The 14,147-nt window shown below is 65.6% G+C and carries 14 protein-coding genes; 8 read left to right on the top strand and 6 right to left on the bottom strand.

All coding sequences use genetic code 11. From position 1 onward, the window contains the following. Nucleotides 1-14 precede the first annotated feature (14 nt). Complete coding sequence (locus HV753_RS25090) at nucleotides 15-434, top strand: VOC family protein (RefSeq protein ID WP_175177298.1); 420 nt, start codon at nucleotides 15-17, stop codon at nucleotides 432-434. Between the two features lie 30 nt (nucleotides 435-464). Here the strand turns inward: HV753_RS25090 and HV753_RS25085 are convergent, their stop codons facing one another. Further along, nucleotides 465-1,601, bottom strand: a complete 1,137-nt coding sequence (locus tag HV753_RS25085) for a threonine synthase (RefSeq protein WP_175177297.1) — start codon at nucleotides 1,599-1,601, stop codon at nucleotides 465-467. A 97-nt stretch (nucleotides 1,602-1,698) separates the two neighbouring features. On the opposite strand from HV753_RS25085, the gene HV753_RS25080 reads away from it, so the two are divergent. Beyond that, the gene (locus HV753_RS25080) at nucleotides 1,699-2,610 is read left to right on the top strand and encodes a LysR family transcriptional regulator (RefSeq protein WP_175177296.1); all 912 of its coding nucleotides are present in this window, start codon (nucleotides 1,699-1,701) and stop codon (nucleotides 2,608-2,610) included. A 13-nt stretch (nucleotides 2,611-2,623) separates the two neighbouring features. Here HV753_RS25080 and HV753_RS25075 read toward each other — a convergent pair whose 3' ends face one another. Beyond that, nucleotides 2,624-4,030: an amino acid permease gene (locus HV753_RS25075; protein WP_175177295.1), complete on the bottom strand. Its 1,407-nt coding sequence runs from the start codon at nucleotides 4,028-4,030 to the stop codon at nucleotides 2,624-2,626. A 79-nt stretch (nucleotides 4,031-4,109) separates the two neighbouring features. Continuing rightward, nucleotides 4,110-5,360 (bottom strand): kynureninase, encoded by a 1,251-nt coding sequence (kynU, locus tag HV753_RS25070; RefSeq protein ID WP_175177294.1) that lies wholly within the window; start codon nucleotides 5,358-5,360, stop codon nucleotides 4,110-4,112. Nucleotides 5,361-5,498: 138 nt separating this feature from the next. Here kynU and HV753_RS25065 point away from each other — a divergent pair, with 138 nt between their 5' ends. Continuing rightward, nucleotides 5,499-5,972 (top strand): Lrp/AsnC family transcriptional regulator, encoded by a 474-nt coding sequence (locus HV753_RS25065; protein WP_175177293.1) that lies wholly within the window; start codon nucleotides 5,499-5,501, stop codon nucleotides 5,970-5,972. A 27-nt stretch (nucleotides 5,973-5,999) separates the two neighbouring features. Here HV753_RS25065 and trhA read toward each other — a convergent pair whose 3' ends face one another. Together trhA and HV753_RS25055 are read right to left on the bottom strand one after the other, a co-directional pair. Next, nucleotides 6,000-6,632, bottom strand: coding sequence for a PAQR family membrane homeostasis protein TrhA (trhA, locus tag HV753_RS25060; protein WP_175177292.1), 633 nt, complete (start codon nucleotides 6,630-6,632; stop codon nucleotides 6,000-6,002). Between the two features lie 109 nt (nucleotides 6,633-6,741). Beyond that, complete coding sequence (locus tag HV753_RS25055; protein ID WP_175177291.1) at nucleotides 6,742-7,788, bottom strand: P1 family peptidase; 1,047 nt, start codon at nucleotides 7,786-7,788, stop codon at nucleotides 6,742-6,744. Between the two features lie 235 nt (nucleotides 7,789-8,023). Here HV753_RS25055 and HV753_RS25050 point away from each other — a divergent pair, with 235 nt between their 5' ends. The 3 genes from HV753_RS25050 (at nucleotide 8,024) to HV753_RS25040 (ending at nucleotide 10,323) form a co-directional block, all read left to right on the top strand. Beyond that, a complete protein-coding gene (locus tag HV753_RS25050; RefSeq protein ID WP_175177290.1) occupies nucleotides 8,024-8,806 on the top strand; it encodes an amino acid ABC transporter substrate-binding protein in 783 nt (260 codons plus the stop codon). Between the two features lie 84 nt (nucleotides 8,807-8,890). Continuing rightward, nucleotides 8,891-9,571, top strand: a complete 681-nt coding sequence (locus tag HV753_RS25045) for an ABC transporter permease subunit (protein WP_175177410.1) — start codon at nucleotides 8,891-8,893, stop codon at nucleotides 9,569-9,571. Further along, nucleotides 9,568-10,323 carry an amino acid ABC transporter ATP-binding protein gene (locus HV753_RS25040; RefSeq protein ID WP_175177289.1) on the top strand — a complete coding sequence of 252 codons (756 nt, stop codon included), beginning with the start codon at nucleotides 9,568-9,570 and terminating at the stop codon, nucleotides 10,321-10,323. The genes HV753_RS25045 and HV753_RS25040 overlap by 4 nt, the downstream gene beginning before the upstream one ends. A gap of 14 nt (nucleotides 10,324-10,337) precedes the next feature. On the opposite strand, the gene HV753_RS25035 is transcribed toward HV753_RS25040, so the two are convergent. Next, on the bottom strand, nucleotides 10,338-11,024 hold the full coding sequence (locus HV753_RS25035) for a peptidoglycan DD-metalloendopeptidase family protein (protein WP_175177409.1): 687 nt from the start codon (nucleotides 11,022-11,024) through the stop codon (nucleotides 10,338-10,340). Nucleotides 11,025-11,308: 284 nt separating this feature from the next. Here HV753_RS25035 and HV753_RS25030 point away from each other — a divergent pair, with 284 nt between their 5' ends. Both HV753_RS25030 and HV753_RS25025 read left to right on the top strand, forming a co-directional pair. Further along, nucleotides 11,309-12,601: an MASE1 domain-containing protein gene (locus HV753_RS25030; RefSeq protein ID WP_175177288.1), complete on the top strand. Its 1,293-nt coding sequence runs from the start codon at nucleotides 11,309-11,311 to the stop codon at nucleotides 12,599-12,601. Next, the gene (locus HV753_RS25025; protein WP_175177287.1) at nucleotides 12,588-14,138 is read left to right on the top strand and encodes an acyl-CoA-binding protein; all 1,551 of its coding nucleotides are present in this window, start codon (nucleotides 12,588-12,590) and stop codon (nucleotides 14,136-14,138) included. Before HV753_RS25030 ends, HV753_RS25025 begins: the two co-directional genes overlap by 14 nt. Nucleotides 14,139-14,147 lie beyond the last annotated feature (9 nt).

The raw sequence follows: 14,147 nt of genomic DNA, 5'->3' as shown, positions 1-14,147 counted from the left end.
ACCAGGAGCGCATCATGTCCGACACCAACTTTGTCATCTTCTACGTCGAAAAGCCCCAGGCCAGCGCGACGTTCTACAGCGCGCTGCTGCAACGGTCTCCCATCGACAGCTCGCCCACGTTTGCCTTGTTCAAACTGGATTCCGGGCTGATGCTGGGCCTGTGGTCGCGCCACGCCGTGGAGCCGGCTGCCGCCGGACGCGGCGGCGCCTCTGAACTGGCCTTTACCGTGGCCGACGCCGACACCCTGAACCAGCGCCATGTGGACTGGAGCCTGCGCGGCCTGCCCATCCTGCAAGCCCCCACCAACATGGATTTCGGGCGCACCTTTGTCGCGCTGGACCCCGACGGCCATCGGCTGCGCGTCTTCGCGCCAACGCCGGAACCCGCCGTCGCAGCGGAACCCGTCGCGGCTGCCGCAGCCCTGGTCAGCTGACCAACGGCACGGGCACCGCCCGCGTCGTGCTCAAGGCATGGGCGAATATAGATCCGTCATGAATTGCGTGGACTTGATACCCGTTCCGGTCAGCAAGACGACGGTGCGTTCGCCCGCTTGAATCGCCCCCCGCGCCTCCAGCATCTCCAGCGCCGCGGCCGCCGTGGCGCTGGTCGGTTCCGCGTACAGGCCTGACAGCGCCAGGCGCTTCACGGCGGCCACGATATCGGCCTCGGGCACCGCGACCGTCTGGCCGCCGCTGACTCGCACCGCTTGCAGCACCTCGCGCAGGCGCACCGGGTGTTTGATGGCGGTGCCTTCCGCCACCGTCGGCAGCACGTCGCGCGGGACTGCCTCGTCCACGCCAGCTTGAAAGCTGGCATCCACCGGCGAACAGTTCAATGGCTGCGCCACGAATAGCCTCGGCAGTCGGCGGATCTGGCCAGCGGCCAGCAGTTCGGCAAACCCGATCGCGCAACCCAGGACATTGCTGCCCGCACCGGCCGGAATCACGATGTTGTCAGGGGCCTGGAAACCGAAGTCCTCCCACATCTCGTAGGCGATGGATTTGGTGCCCTGCAAGAAGAACGGCTGCCAGTTGTGGCTGGCGTAGAAAATATCTTGGGAAGCGCGGATGGCTTCAGTCTGCGAATTCTCGCGCGGGCCTTCCACCAGACGCACATCGGCGCCAAACGCGCGAATCTGCGCCACCTTGGCCGTGGACGTGTAGGCCGGCGCAAAGATGGTGACACCCATGCCCGCCGCCGCGCCAAACGCCGCGATGGCCGCACCGCCGTTGCCCGAGCTGTCCTCGGCCACGGCGGAAATGCCGATCTGGCGCAACCACGACAGCATGACCGCCGCGCCCCGATCCTTGAAGCTGCAAGTCGGGTTGAACCACTCCAATTTGAAATGCGGCCGCAAGCCGCCCCAGGCGCGTTCGACCATCGGCGTGCCCCCCTCGCCCATCGACACCGGCATTGCAATATCCTGCGGCAACGCGGCGCGATACCGCCAAATGGAACGCTCGCGGGTATCAATGTCATCGCGCGAGATGCCCGGCAAGGGCGAGACCATCAGCGGCGTCCCGGCGTCGGAACACCAGCGGGCGTCGGTGATCGGATAGTGGCCGCCGGTCAGCGGGTCAAGATAGTGAGGGGTGGGCATGACGGGTCGTGAAATACCGGGGAAACCGCCAGTCTAGGCCGGACGCGCGGCCATGCGTTGCAATATCATGTTGCGATAAACGCAATGGAGAATTCGCATGGAACGAGGCGCGCTGTGGGAATACCAAGTGTTCTGCGCCGTGGCCGAACGCCAGAGCTTCGTGCTGGCCGCGCGCGCCCTGGGCGCCTCGCCCAGCGCCGTCACGCGCGCGGTGCAGTCACTGGAACGCCAAGTCGGCGCGCAACTGCTGTTACGCAGCAAGAGCAGCGTGGTGCTGACCCCGCAGGGCGAAAGCTATTTTCAATCGGCGCGCGAACTGCTGCGCCTGGAGGCGCAAGCGCGCGACGACTTGCAGGATGCGCAGGGTGGCGTGCAAGGACGGCTGCGTTTTTCGGCGCCGGACCTGCTGGGCGTCGCCCTGCTGCCCGCCGTGCTGCGCCGCTATGCCGACGCGCACCCCGGCGTCAGCCTGGACATTCTGTACACCGATAAATGGGTGGACCCCGTTGCCGAGGGCCTGGACTTCGCGATCCGGGGTGGTTTTCCGGCGTCCAGCGACTTGCTGGGCATGCGTCTCTGGCCCTATGACCGGCTGTTGTGCGCCAGCCCCGACTATGTGCGCCGGATGGGCCTGCCGCGTGAGCCCGAAGACTTGTCCGTGCATCGCTTGGTCATGCATACCGGGCCGCGCGTGCTGAAGGACTGGCACTTGCGGCAAGACAAGCGCATTGTGCGGCTGCATGCCGAACCCGCCGTGCGCGTCAGCAGCGGCAGCGGCTTGATGGCAATGGTGCTGCAAGGGATGGGAATCGCGCGGCTGGCGGACTGGGCCGCACAGCCCGAAATCGACCGTGGCGCCCTGGTGCGGGTATGCCCGGGCTATACGGTGACTTCGGCCCAGGGCATTGCGCCGCAAATGCACGCGGTGTATGCGTCGCGGTCCCTGCCCGCCCGTGCCCGCGCGATGCTGGCGGCGATCCGGCAATGCGCGGGCGGCCCGGGGCGCTAGCGCCCCGGACGGGTCAACTGCGCTGGCCGCGGGCCTGAAGCACCACGGTCTCGCCGCGCTTCTTGAACAACAGGAAATACAGCGCGGCCAGGATCAGCAGGAACGGCACGCCGAATACCAGCGTCATCTTGAACACATTGGTGAAGTACGTCGTGCACAAGATAGCCAGCATCGCCAATGCGCCCAGCAAGGTCAGCACCGGGAAACCCGGCATCCGGAACGACAACGCGGCCCCACCCTCTCGCGCCCAGCGGCGGCGGAAGAAGTAGTGCGTCACGAAAATCATCATCCAGGTGAACAGCGCGCCGAACATCGAGATCGCCATCATCAATGTGAATGCCGTATCGGGATACAGCACCTTCAGCACCACCGCGATGGCGATGCCGCTGGTGGACAGCAGCAGCGCATTCAGCGGCGTGCCGCTCTTGGTCAGCCGGCCGAACAAGGACGGCGCATGGCCTGCGCGCGACAGGCTGAACATCATGCGCGTCGTGATGTAGAGCTGGCTGTTCATGGCTGACAGCGCGGCGACCAGCACGATGAAGTTGATGACGCCCGCCGCGCCCGGAATCTCCAGCGCCAGCATCACTTTCACGAACGGGCTGCCTTCCTTGCCGGCTTCGTTCCAGGGAACGATCGCCAGGATCAACGCCAAGGTCAGCAAGTAGAAAACGACCAGGCGGACGATCGTGGCGCGGAACGCCTTCTTGACGGCCCGCTCGGGGTCTTCGGCCTCGCCCGCGGCCACGGCGATCATTTCCACACTGAGGTAGCTGAAGATCGAAATCACCACGGCAATCCACATGCCCCACATGCCGTTCGGGAAGAATCCGCCGTGCGAGGTGTACTGCGCCACGCCGTATTGCGGATTGCCCCAGACCACATACGCGCCCAGGATGATGAAGGCCACGATGGCGGTGATCTTGATCGTCGAGAACCAGTACTCGATGGTGCCAAAGGCCTTGACGCTCATCGCGTTGATCACGATCAGCGCCGCTGAAAACACGCACACCCATAGCCAGCCCGGCACCCCCGGGAACCAGAAGTGCATGTACTCGGCCACCGCCGTGACTTCGGTTCCCACCGCCAGCACCACGCAGGACCAGTACGCATACCGCACCAGAAAGCCCGCCAGCGGGCCGATGTAGTGTTCGGCATAGGCGCCGAAAGAACCTGACGTGGAATGCGCCACCGTCATTTCGGCCAGGCAGCCCATCAGCAGCAGCGTGATCAGCCCGCCGATGGCGTAGCTGATGATCACGCTGGGCCCGGCAAAGCCGATGGCGAACTTGCTGCCCAGGAACAAGCCCGTGCCAATGGCACCGCCGATGGCGATCATGCTCATCTGGCTGGAGGTCAGGCGCCGCTTGAGCCCCTTTTCGCGTTCGGCGATGTCGCCGAATCCCGGTTGTTGTTGCATTGTCTCCTCCTTGTACTGCGCTCTCTTTATGGATGTAAGGCCGATATGACCTGCGCGATAAGGCAACGCATCAGCGCACTCAAGTCACGGCAGACCGTTGCTTGAATTCGGGCTTGTCCCAGGCGCGGCTATCCAACACGTCCTTCAGGATATCCACAGCATCCCACACGTCGGCGTAACCGAAATACAGCGGCGTCAGGCCGAAACGCAACACCTCGGGTTCGCGGTAATCACCGATCAGGCCACGTGCGATCAGGGCCTGCATCACCTCGTAGCCATTCGGGTGGCAAAAGCTGACGTGGCTGCCACGGTCGGCGTGCTTGCGCGGGGTGACCAGCGTCAGCGGATGGCCTTCGCAGCGTTCTTCCACCAGTGCGATGAACAGATCGCCCAAGGCCAGCGACTTGTTGCGCACTTCCTCCATGTCGGCGGCGTGGGCCACGTCCAGGCCGCATTCCACCAGCGACAAGGACACGATGGGCTGGGTGCCGCACAAGTAGCGGCGGATGCCGCCGGCCGGCTCGTAGGCCACGGCCATGTCGAACGGGCGCGTATGGCCCCACCAGCCGGTCAGCGGCTGCCAGAAGTCCTTGGTGTGGCGCGGCGCCACCCAGATGAAGGCCGGCGAACCCGGGCCGCCGTTCAGATACTTATAGGTGCAGCCGACAGCGAAGTCAGCGTTGGAGCCGGTCAGGTCCACCGGCACCGCGCCTGCGGCGTGCGCCAGATCCCAGATGGTCAGCGCGCCGCGCTCGTGCGCCAGCGCGGTCACGGCGGCCATGTCGTGCATCTGGCCGCTGCGGTAGTTCACGTGCGACAACAACATCACCGCGACGGACTCGTCCAGCGCCTTGTCCAGCGGCAGCTCGTCATCGATCAGGCGCATCTCGTAGCCCTGCTGTAGCAGGTCGATCATGCCTTGGATCATGTAGAGATCGGTCGGGAAGTTGTCACGCTCGGAAAGAATGACGCGGCGTGCCGGCTGCTTCTGCTGCTGGATGCGCAGTCCGGCCGCCAGCGCCTTGAAAATATTCAGCGACGTGGTGTCGGTCACGACCAGTTCGCCTTCGCGGGCGCCCAGCAGGCTACCCAGCTTGTCGCCCAGGCGGATGGGCAGTTCAAACCAGCCCGCCGTGTTCCAGCTGCGGATCAGGCCCGTGCCCCACTCCTGCGTGATGACGCTGGCAGCGCACGCGGCTGCGGCCTTCGGCATCACGCCCAGCGAGTTGCCATCCATGTAGAGCACGCCAGGCGGCAGCTCGAACCGCTCTTTCAGCGGGGCCAGGGGGTCTTTCCGGTCTGCGGCAACGCAGTCTTCGCGCGTAGTCATGCAATGCTCCTTCGGGCAATATCCTGCAAACAGGATAGCAGCGCCGTTCAGCCGAAATATTGCAAAATCAGGCGTGGCTTACCCTAGGATTCCGCAGTAAATTGCACCAAACCAGATTTTTCAGCATTGGATTGCATCATGCACATAGACGCGATTGACCAGCGCATTCTGTACCGCCTGCAAGAGAACGGCCAGATCAGTAACCAGGACTTGGCCGAACAGGTGGCGCTGTCGCCGTCGGCCTGCCTGCGCCGCGTGCGAGCCCTGGAGGAAGGCGGGATGATCCGGCAATACCGGGCCGTGCTGGACGCCGAAAAACTGGGGTTCGAGCTGGAAGCCATTGTCCATGTGTCGCTGGACCAATCGCGCCCGGGCTGGCACGAAGCGTTCCTGGCCGGCATTGCCGCACATGACGAAATCACCGAAGCCAGCATCGTCACGGGCGCCTCCAACTACATCCTGACGGTGCGCACGCGCAATTTATCGGCGTTTTCGCAGTTCGTGGAGGACAAGCTCAGCAAGATCGCCGGGGTGCGCGACCTGTGTTCGCATATCGTCATGCGGAAAGTGAAAGACCGGGGCGGCATGCTGCCATTGGCCAGTTGGCGGTAAAGCCGCCCCGCCGGCCAGGCGCCGGGCTCAGGCAGGCGTGCCGTAGCGCAGAAAGCCAAAGACCGTGACGAAGTGGCAGGCCGACCCGCCCATCACGAACAAATGCCAGATGCCGTGGGCGTGGCGCCAGCGTTTGTCGTTCACATAGAACAGCGTGCCCACGGTGTAGGCCGCCGCGCCGGCCAGCAACCAGGCCAGGCCCGCCGTGGACAAGGCGCCCGCAATCGGGGCGGCGAACATCACCCCCAGCCACCCCATCGCCAGATACAACGGCAAGGCCGGCGCGGCGCCGCGCGCCCACCAGAGTTCGCGGCTGATGCCAATGGCGGCCAGCAGCCAGATCGCCACGCCCATCGCCGCGCCCCAGCCATGTTCCACCGGCCCGAACGCCAACGGGGTGTACGTGCCCGCGATCAGCAGGTAGATCGCGCAATGGTCAGCCTTGGCCCAGCGGGCCTTGTAGCGGCCCCGGGTGCAGTGATACAGCACCGATGACGCATACACCGCGATCATCGACGCCGCGAAGACCGCGCAACTGATGATCTGCCTGGTGTCCACGTTCAGTTCGGCAGCGCGAGAGATCAGCATGCCGGACGCGCCGACGGCCAGCGCCAGCCCGGCCAGATGCGTGGCGCCGTTGAATCGTTCGCCTTCGTACATACGTTCTCCCAGGACCGGTGACCCGGTGCCTGTGATGATGCCCCCGCCCTGTGACAAAGTGAGGTCAGGGCGGGGCAAGGGCTTGCGCCCGGCAGTCAGCCGATGCGCGTCAGGCGATGAAATCCACCGCGGCGGGAAAGCCTTCCACCGCGCGCGCCGCCAGGATGGCGCGCTGCACCGCGATCGCCATGACTTCGGCCGCCATGACGCCCAGCAACATCACGTTGCCCGGCCTGCCGGACGTGCCGGTGCCCAGCGCGAAAATCGTGTCGCCGTCCATCATCGTGTGGATGGGATTGATGGTGCGGGCCAGGCCGTCATGGGCCATGCCCGCGATCTTCTGCGCCTGCGCCTTCGTCAGCTTGGCGTCGGTGGCCACCACCCCGATGGTGGTGGCGGTGCCCTCGCGCATCGACGTGGGCAGATCGCCCGCCAGGATGGCGGCGCGGGTATCCAGCAGATGCTTGCCGTCCGGCGTGCGCGCCCCCGCCAGGATGCGGCCCGTGGCGGGGTCCAGCACGTCACCCACCGCATTGACGGCAACGATCGCCCCCACCGTCACACCCGCCACTGTCAACGATGCGCTGCCGATGCCGCCCTTCATGGCGCGCTTGGGACCGTACAGCTTGCCCACCGTGGCGCCGGCGCCAGCGCCCACGTTGCCTTCTTGCGGGGCGGCGGTGGTGGCTGACTTGCAGGCCTGATAACCCGCCGCCGCATCCGGCCGGATGGATGCGTCACCCACACCCAGGTCGAACAAAATAGCGGCCGGCACGATGGGCACATGCGCCACGCCCACATCGAAGCCGATCTTCTTCTCTTCCAGGTAGCGCATGACGCCCGAGGCGGCGTCCAGGCCGAAAGCGCTGCCGCCGGACAACACGATGGCATGCACCTTTTCCACCATGTTCACGGGGTTCAGCAGATCGGTTTCACGGGTGCCCGGCGCCGCGCCGCGCACGTCAACGCCACCCGTGGCGCCCGCCTCGGTGATGATGACGGTGCAACCGGTCGGGCGCCGCGTGTCGGTGAAGTGGCCCACCCGCAGGCCCGACACCTGGGTGATGCTGCCTCCACCCGGCGTCAGCCGCAAGCCGTTGGCGCCCTGTGCAGGCATCACCCCGGCAAACGCCGCAGCACCCGCGGCCGCCATCATGAAAGCCCGCCTGTTCCATTGCTGTTCCACACCGATCTCCCTCACCTTGCTGATTGATTGCGCCCGGTGCGGATTGCCCCGGGCGGGGGGGTAGCCATATGACTTGCAGCTATATTTTTACTATTCCTTATGCTTTGTGGAAAAATAGGCGCGTTGTTAGAGTGCGGCTACGCCGGAGGGCATTGCACACCCGCAAGCTCTCCAGAATGACACCGATCATCCGTGGAGCATTGCCATGAAACTCTTCCGCTCGCTGTTCATCGCCGGCCTTATCCAGGCCGCCGCCCTGACCGCTGCCCACGCCCAGTCTGGCCTGGATCAAATCAAATCCGCCGGCACGTTCAAGATCGGCACCGAAGGCACCTACGCGCCCTTCACCTTCCACGATGCATCGGGCCAGCTTACCGGTTTTGACGTGGACATTGGGCGTGCCATCGCCGAACGCCTGGGCGTGAAGGCCCAATTCGTCGAAGGCAAATGGGACGGCCTGATCGCCGGGCTGGACGCCAAGCGTTATGACGCGGTGATCAACCAGGTTGGCATCACCGACGCGCGCAAAGCCAAATACGATTTTTCCGATCCCTATATCTCGTCCGCCGCCGTGCTGATCGTGCGCGAGGACAACACCACCATCAAGTCCTTCGACGACCTGAAGGGCAAGAAGTCCGCCAATACGCTGACCAGCAACTTCGGCAAACTGGCGCAAAGCCATGGCGCGGAAGTGATCGCCGTGCAGGGCTTCAACGAAGCCATCGACCTGCTGACGTCAGGCCGCGTGGAAGCCACGGTCAACGACAACCTGTCGTACCTGGACTTCAAGAAGCAAAAGCCCAATGCGAAGGTGAAGATCGCCGCCACCGACAAGACCGCTGAATTCAGCAATTCCGGCGTGCTGTTGCGCAAGGGCAACCCCGAGTTGCAGGCCGCCATCAACAAGGCCCTGGCCGACATCAAGGCCGACGGCACCTACAAGACCATTTCGGTCAAATACTTCGGCACGGACCTGTCGGCGCAGTAAGCGGCAGGCACGCACATGACGCTACCCACCTGGCTGCAAGCCGTCATGCCCGACTGGCTGTTGGCGCAAATCGCGTCGTGGGCCGTGCCGGCCTGGGTGCAGTTGATGGCAGACTCGTTCTGGCCGCTGCTGCACGCCGGGCTGGTGTTCACGGTGCCGCTGACGCTGATGTCTTTCGCGCTGGGCCTGGCGCTTGCATTCGTCGTGGCGCTCATCCGGTTGTTTGGGCCGGCGCCGCTGGTGGCGGTGGTGCGCTTCTATGTCTGGCTGATCCGCGGCACACCGCTGCTGGTGCAGTTGTTCGTGATCTTCTACGGCCTGCCCAGCGTGGGCATCGTGCTGGATCCGCTGCCCGCCGCGCTGATCGGCTTCACGCTGAACGTGGGCGCCTACAACTCGGAAGTCATCCGCGGCGCCATCGAGTCCATTACCAAGGGCCAGTGGGAAGCGGCCTATTCGCTCAGCATGACGCGCGGCCAGGCGTTGCGCCGAACCGTTCTGCCGCAAGCGGCTCGCGTGGCGGTGCCGCCCCTGTCGAACTCCTTCATCGCGTTGGTCAAGGACACCTCGCTGGCGGCGGTGCTGACAGTGCCCGAAATCTTCCAGGCCGCGCAACGCATCGCCGCGGTCACCTATGAACCGCTGATCCTCTATACCGAGGCCGCGCTGATCTACCTGGTATTCAGTTCCGTCTTGTCCGCAGCCCAGGTCCGTCTGGAAAAGCGCTTTGGCCAGCACGCCGTTTTTTCCGAGAAGAGCCGATGATCCGCTTGCAGAAAATCGAAAAGTCCTTTGGCGGCAATCCGGTGCTGAAGCAAGTGGACGTGAGCATCGCCGAAGGCAGCGTCACGGCCCTGATCGGCCCGTCTGGCAGCGGCAAGAGCACCTTGCTGCGCTGCGTGAACCTGTTGGAAGTGCCTGATCGCGGCACGCTTGTCATCGGGCCGGAAACGGTTGAATTCGCGCCCGACCGCAAGCTCGCGCGCGATCAGGTGCAGCGTGTGCGCAAGCAGACCGGCATGGTGTTCCAGAACTTTCAGCTGTTCCCGCACCAGACGGTGATCGGCAACGTGATGGAAGGCCTGCTGACGGTGCAGAAGTGGCCGCTGGACCGCGCCCGTGCGCGTGCCGAAGAACTGTTGAAAAAAGTCGGCATGGCCGACAAGGCCGAGGCCTGGCCCGCCAACTTGTCGGGCGGTCAGCAACAGCGCGTGGCGATTGCCCGTGCGCTGGCGCCCGCGCCGCGCGTGCTGCTGTGCGACGAGCCGACCTCCGCGCTGGATCCCGGCTTGGCGGCCGAAGTGGTGGACGTGTTGCGCCAACTGGCAACCGAGGGCATGACCATGCTGATGGCCACGCACGACCTGCGCCTGGCCGCCAGCGTATCGCGCGAAGTGGTGTTCCTGCTGGATGGCGTGGTGGTGGAAGCCGGAGAGTCGCGCACGATTTTCTCGCGGCCCGACGACCCGCGCACCGCCACCTTCATTTCAACGTTGACGCAGGACATGGCGCTGTAGGCCCCGCCGCCGGATTACTTCGGCGGTAGCGTCCCGGCGGGGTCGACGGCCTGGCCGTCATAGCGCAATTCAAAGTACAGCCCGACCTGCTTGCTGTCGCTATTGCCCATTTCGGCGATCTTCTGCCCCTGCTTCACGCTCTGGCCTTCCTTGACCAGCAGCTTGCTGTTGTGGGCGTAGATGCTCAGGAAGCTGGCGTTGTGCTTGACGATGACCAAGTGGCCATAGCCACGCAGGCCACTGCCTGAATAGGCCACCGTGCCGCCCGCCGCAGCCACCACCGGCGTCCCCGAGGAATTGGAAATAACGATGCCGTTGGAGCCCGATCCGTCATAGCCGCGCGTGACCTTGCCTTGGGCCGGCCACACCAGTGAAATCGCGCCCGGCGGCGCCGTGCGCCGCTTGGCCGTCGACGTGGAGGCCCGCGGCGGCGAGGCAGCGGGCTTGGCCCGGGACTTGCCCGACGACGACGACGCGCTGGCCTGGCCCCCCGGCGCTTGCACGCGCAGCATCTGCCCAACCTCGATGGCATTTGAATTCGACAAACTATTCCATCGCACCAGGTTGCTGACGCTTGTGCCCTGCTTGCGGGCGATCTGGGTCAGCGTGTCGCCCGATTGGACGCGGTAGTAGCCCGGCTGGACCTTGGTGGTGCCGCACGCCGACAGCAACGCCAGCAGCAGCACGATGCACAGGCACATCCCTAGCCGGCCAAGCAGGCGCGGCCCATGCCCGGGCGGGCGGGCCGACGCCACGGAAGGAATCTGGGAGGCAGGCGCGGACAAGGTCGGGGCGGACAAGGAAAGCACTGAAACCTGGGGCACTGAAATGGTGTTGGAAGCGAAAGTGCATTCAAGGGTACCAAGATTTTCGGATGCCAGTGTGGCGCGGGTGCTTCGCAGCGGCGTCCGGGCCGTGTATAACCCGCTGATCACGGTGAACCCGCTTCGCCACGAATCAATGCAATGCAAGGACCGCCATGGGTATGACCGACACGGTTAGAAAGAATCCGCTTTGCCTGCTCTGGACTATTCCCTATCTGCTGTGCGGCGTGTTCTCGCACCTGCTCAACGATCCCGTCAGCCACGCCCTGTTCGTCTGGCTGCCGCCCGGGGTGGCTGTTGGCGCCTACCTGCTGTCGCCGCGCCGCGACTGGCTGCTGCTGATGGCGGGGTTCTTCTGCGCCCAGTTGCTCCTGACGCTCGTCTCACGCGGGCAACCCGCCACCGCCATTGTCTTCGCGGTGACGGGCGCCCTGTCCTCGATGCTGGCGGCCTGGACGGTGCAGCGTTTGTCGCCACGCGCCGAAGGGCCGGGGTTCGTGGCCGCGCTGTTGGCCGGCGCGGTCGCCGGGGCGGCCAGCAGCGCCTTGCTGGGCGGCGGCTGGCTCTGGCTGACGCAGGACGCACACGCGGTGGTCCGGCTGCGCACCTGGGTCACGGCGTATCTGGCTGGCGTGCTGATCCTGGCGCCCGCGCTGACCGGTTGGGCGCAGTTCCGGCCCCGCCGCTCGGGCGGCCCCCGGATGCGGGACTTGCTGATCGGCGCGGTGGCCTACGCCCTGATGATCGTGTCGACCTTCATGACGTTCGACGGCGACATGATCCAGAACCTGCCCTACGTCGTCACCTTTGAATTGACCTATCTGCCGCTGGTGTTCGCGGTGCTGATCGCTCTGGTGTGGGGCACGCCGGGCGGCACGCTGGCCATGGTCACCCTGATGCTGATGGCGCTTTACCAGAGCGCCCAGGGCGAAGGCCCGTTTGTTGAAGCCAACGATCCCTGGCACGTGCTGCTGGCCACTCAGGTTTACCTGGTGGTCACGGCGCTGCTGCTGCTGCTCGTCAACACGCTGCGCGGCGCACGCGCGCAAGCGCTTGAAAACGCGGAACAATGGCGCGGCCGTTTCGACCTGGCGCTGGCGGGCAGCCGCCAGCTGATGTATCGCTTCAACCCCCATGACGGCAAGCTGGAACTGGCGGGCGACCTGCAAGACGCATTCGGCCTGCCCGCCAACGCCATCACCAGCCTGGAATCCCTGGCTGCGCATACGCATCCGGAAGACCGGTCGCGCCTGACGATGCACTGGGCGGCGCGACGCGCCGGCGCCCAGGACCGCTCGCCGTTGCTCTTCCGCGTGGCGCATGCGGCGGGCGGCTGGCGCCTGGTCAGCGACCGGGGCTCGCCCCTGTCCGACTTCGATGGCAGCGTCGCCGTCGTGGCCGGCATGTGGCGGCTGGGTGAAATCGAGCACGAGCCCACCGATGGCGGCCAGTAGTCCCGACGCGCCGTCCGGCACGGGCGCCCTCCTGATCCACGGATTGGGCGGGACCGAGTACGACCTGGGGTCGATGCACAAAGTCCTGAAGCGGGCCGGCATCGAAACACACAGCCTGACCCTGCCCGGCCACGGCGCCCAGCCCGAAGATCTGCTGTCGGTGCGCATGGAAGACTGGCTGGAGGCGGTCACGCGGAAGTACCACGAAGTCGCCGCGCGCCACGAAACCCTGCACGTCATGGGCATGTGTCTGGGCGCGCTGCTGGCGGTCGAGCTATGCAAACGGGTCGGGCACAAGCAGGGCAAGCTGGTGACACTGGCGGCCCCCGTCTTCATCGATGGCTGGAGCACGCCCTGGTACCGCGGCCTGCGCCAGCTGGTCTACCGCATCCCGGGCCTGGCCGCGCGCATGCGCGTCGAAGAGGAAGAGCCCTACGGCATCAAGAACGAGCTGGTGCGGTCCATCGTCAAAGCCAAGTTTGAACGGGGCGAGAACTTTCACTACCGCTGGGTGCCGCTGGCCTGCGTGCGCGAAGTCGACCGGCTGCGTGCCGCCGTCAAGCAAGGGCTGGACGCCATCGCCTGCCCCACGCTGATCATGCATGCGCATGAGGACGAGCTTACGTCGGTGCGGTCGGCGCACTTGCTGCATAACGCCATCCCGGACAGCCGAATGGTGCTGCTGGACAACAGCTATCACATGATCTGCGTGGACAACGACCGCGACCTGGTGGCGGCCACCGTGCTGCAATTCATGGACCGCGATCCCGCCGCCGCGCAATCGCCTCGCGCGGCCGGACGCGGGGCGCCGATGGGCGCCGCCGATGTCGAACGCATCCTGGGCGCGTACCGCGATTCCTTGTTGGCCGGGGAATTTGAAACGCTGTTTCCGCTGTTCGCCGAAGATGTGGTCTGGACCGAGGAAGGCGACAACCCCATCAGCGGTGTCTACGAAGGCCGCGGCGCGCTGATCAACCTGTTCTCGCGGCTGATGGACTATTCGCGCAACACCTTCGCGGTCAACGACGTGGGGCAGCCGGCGTTGGCCGGCCGTTCCATCGCCTTGCCATTGCGTTTCCAGGTGCAGGACGGCGCCACCCTGTACCAGGGCGCGGCCACTCACACGCTGCGCCTGCGCAACAACGCCATCAGCAAGGTCACGGCCCGGGCGGACGAACCGCAGCGCGAGGACGCTTTGTGGCGCCGGCTGGCCGCCGCCAACGGCCACGACCCCGAGGGCGATGCCATGGACGACGCCACGCTGACCCTGGCCGCGGACGCCTTGTCCGACGCCTTTGAAGCCGCCGCCATCGAATTGCGATCGCTGTCGCCGCCCCCCTCGACTGCCGTGGCGATCCGGCTGGCGGCCTACGAGCAACAGGCCCGTCAGGGCGACGCCCCGCCTGCGCCGCCCGACGGCGCCAGCGCCCGCGCACTGGTCAGCCATGCTGCCTGGCGATTGTTGGCGGGACTGCCCGTCGACCAGGCGCAACGCCGCTATATTGCCCTGGTGCGTCGTCTGGACGCAGGTGACTGACCCGCCGGC

Source organism: Achromobacter pestifer, from assembly GCF_902859625.1.
Taxonomy (GTDB): Bacteria; Pseudomonadota; Gammaproteobacteria; order Burkholderiales; family Burkholderiaceae_B; genus Achromobacter; species Achromobacter pestifer.
The sequence above is the reverse complement of the archived record's forward strand: the minus strand, read 5'-3'. Positions and strand labels throughout refer to the sequence as shown.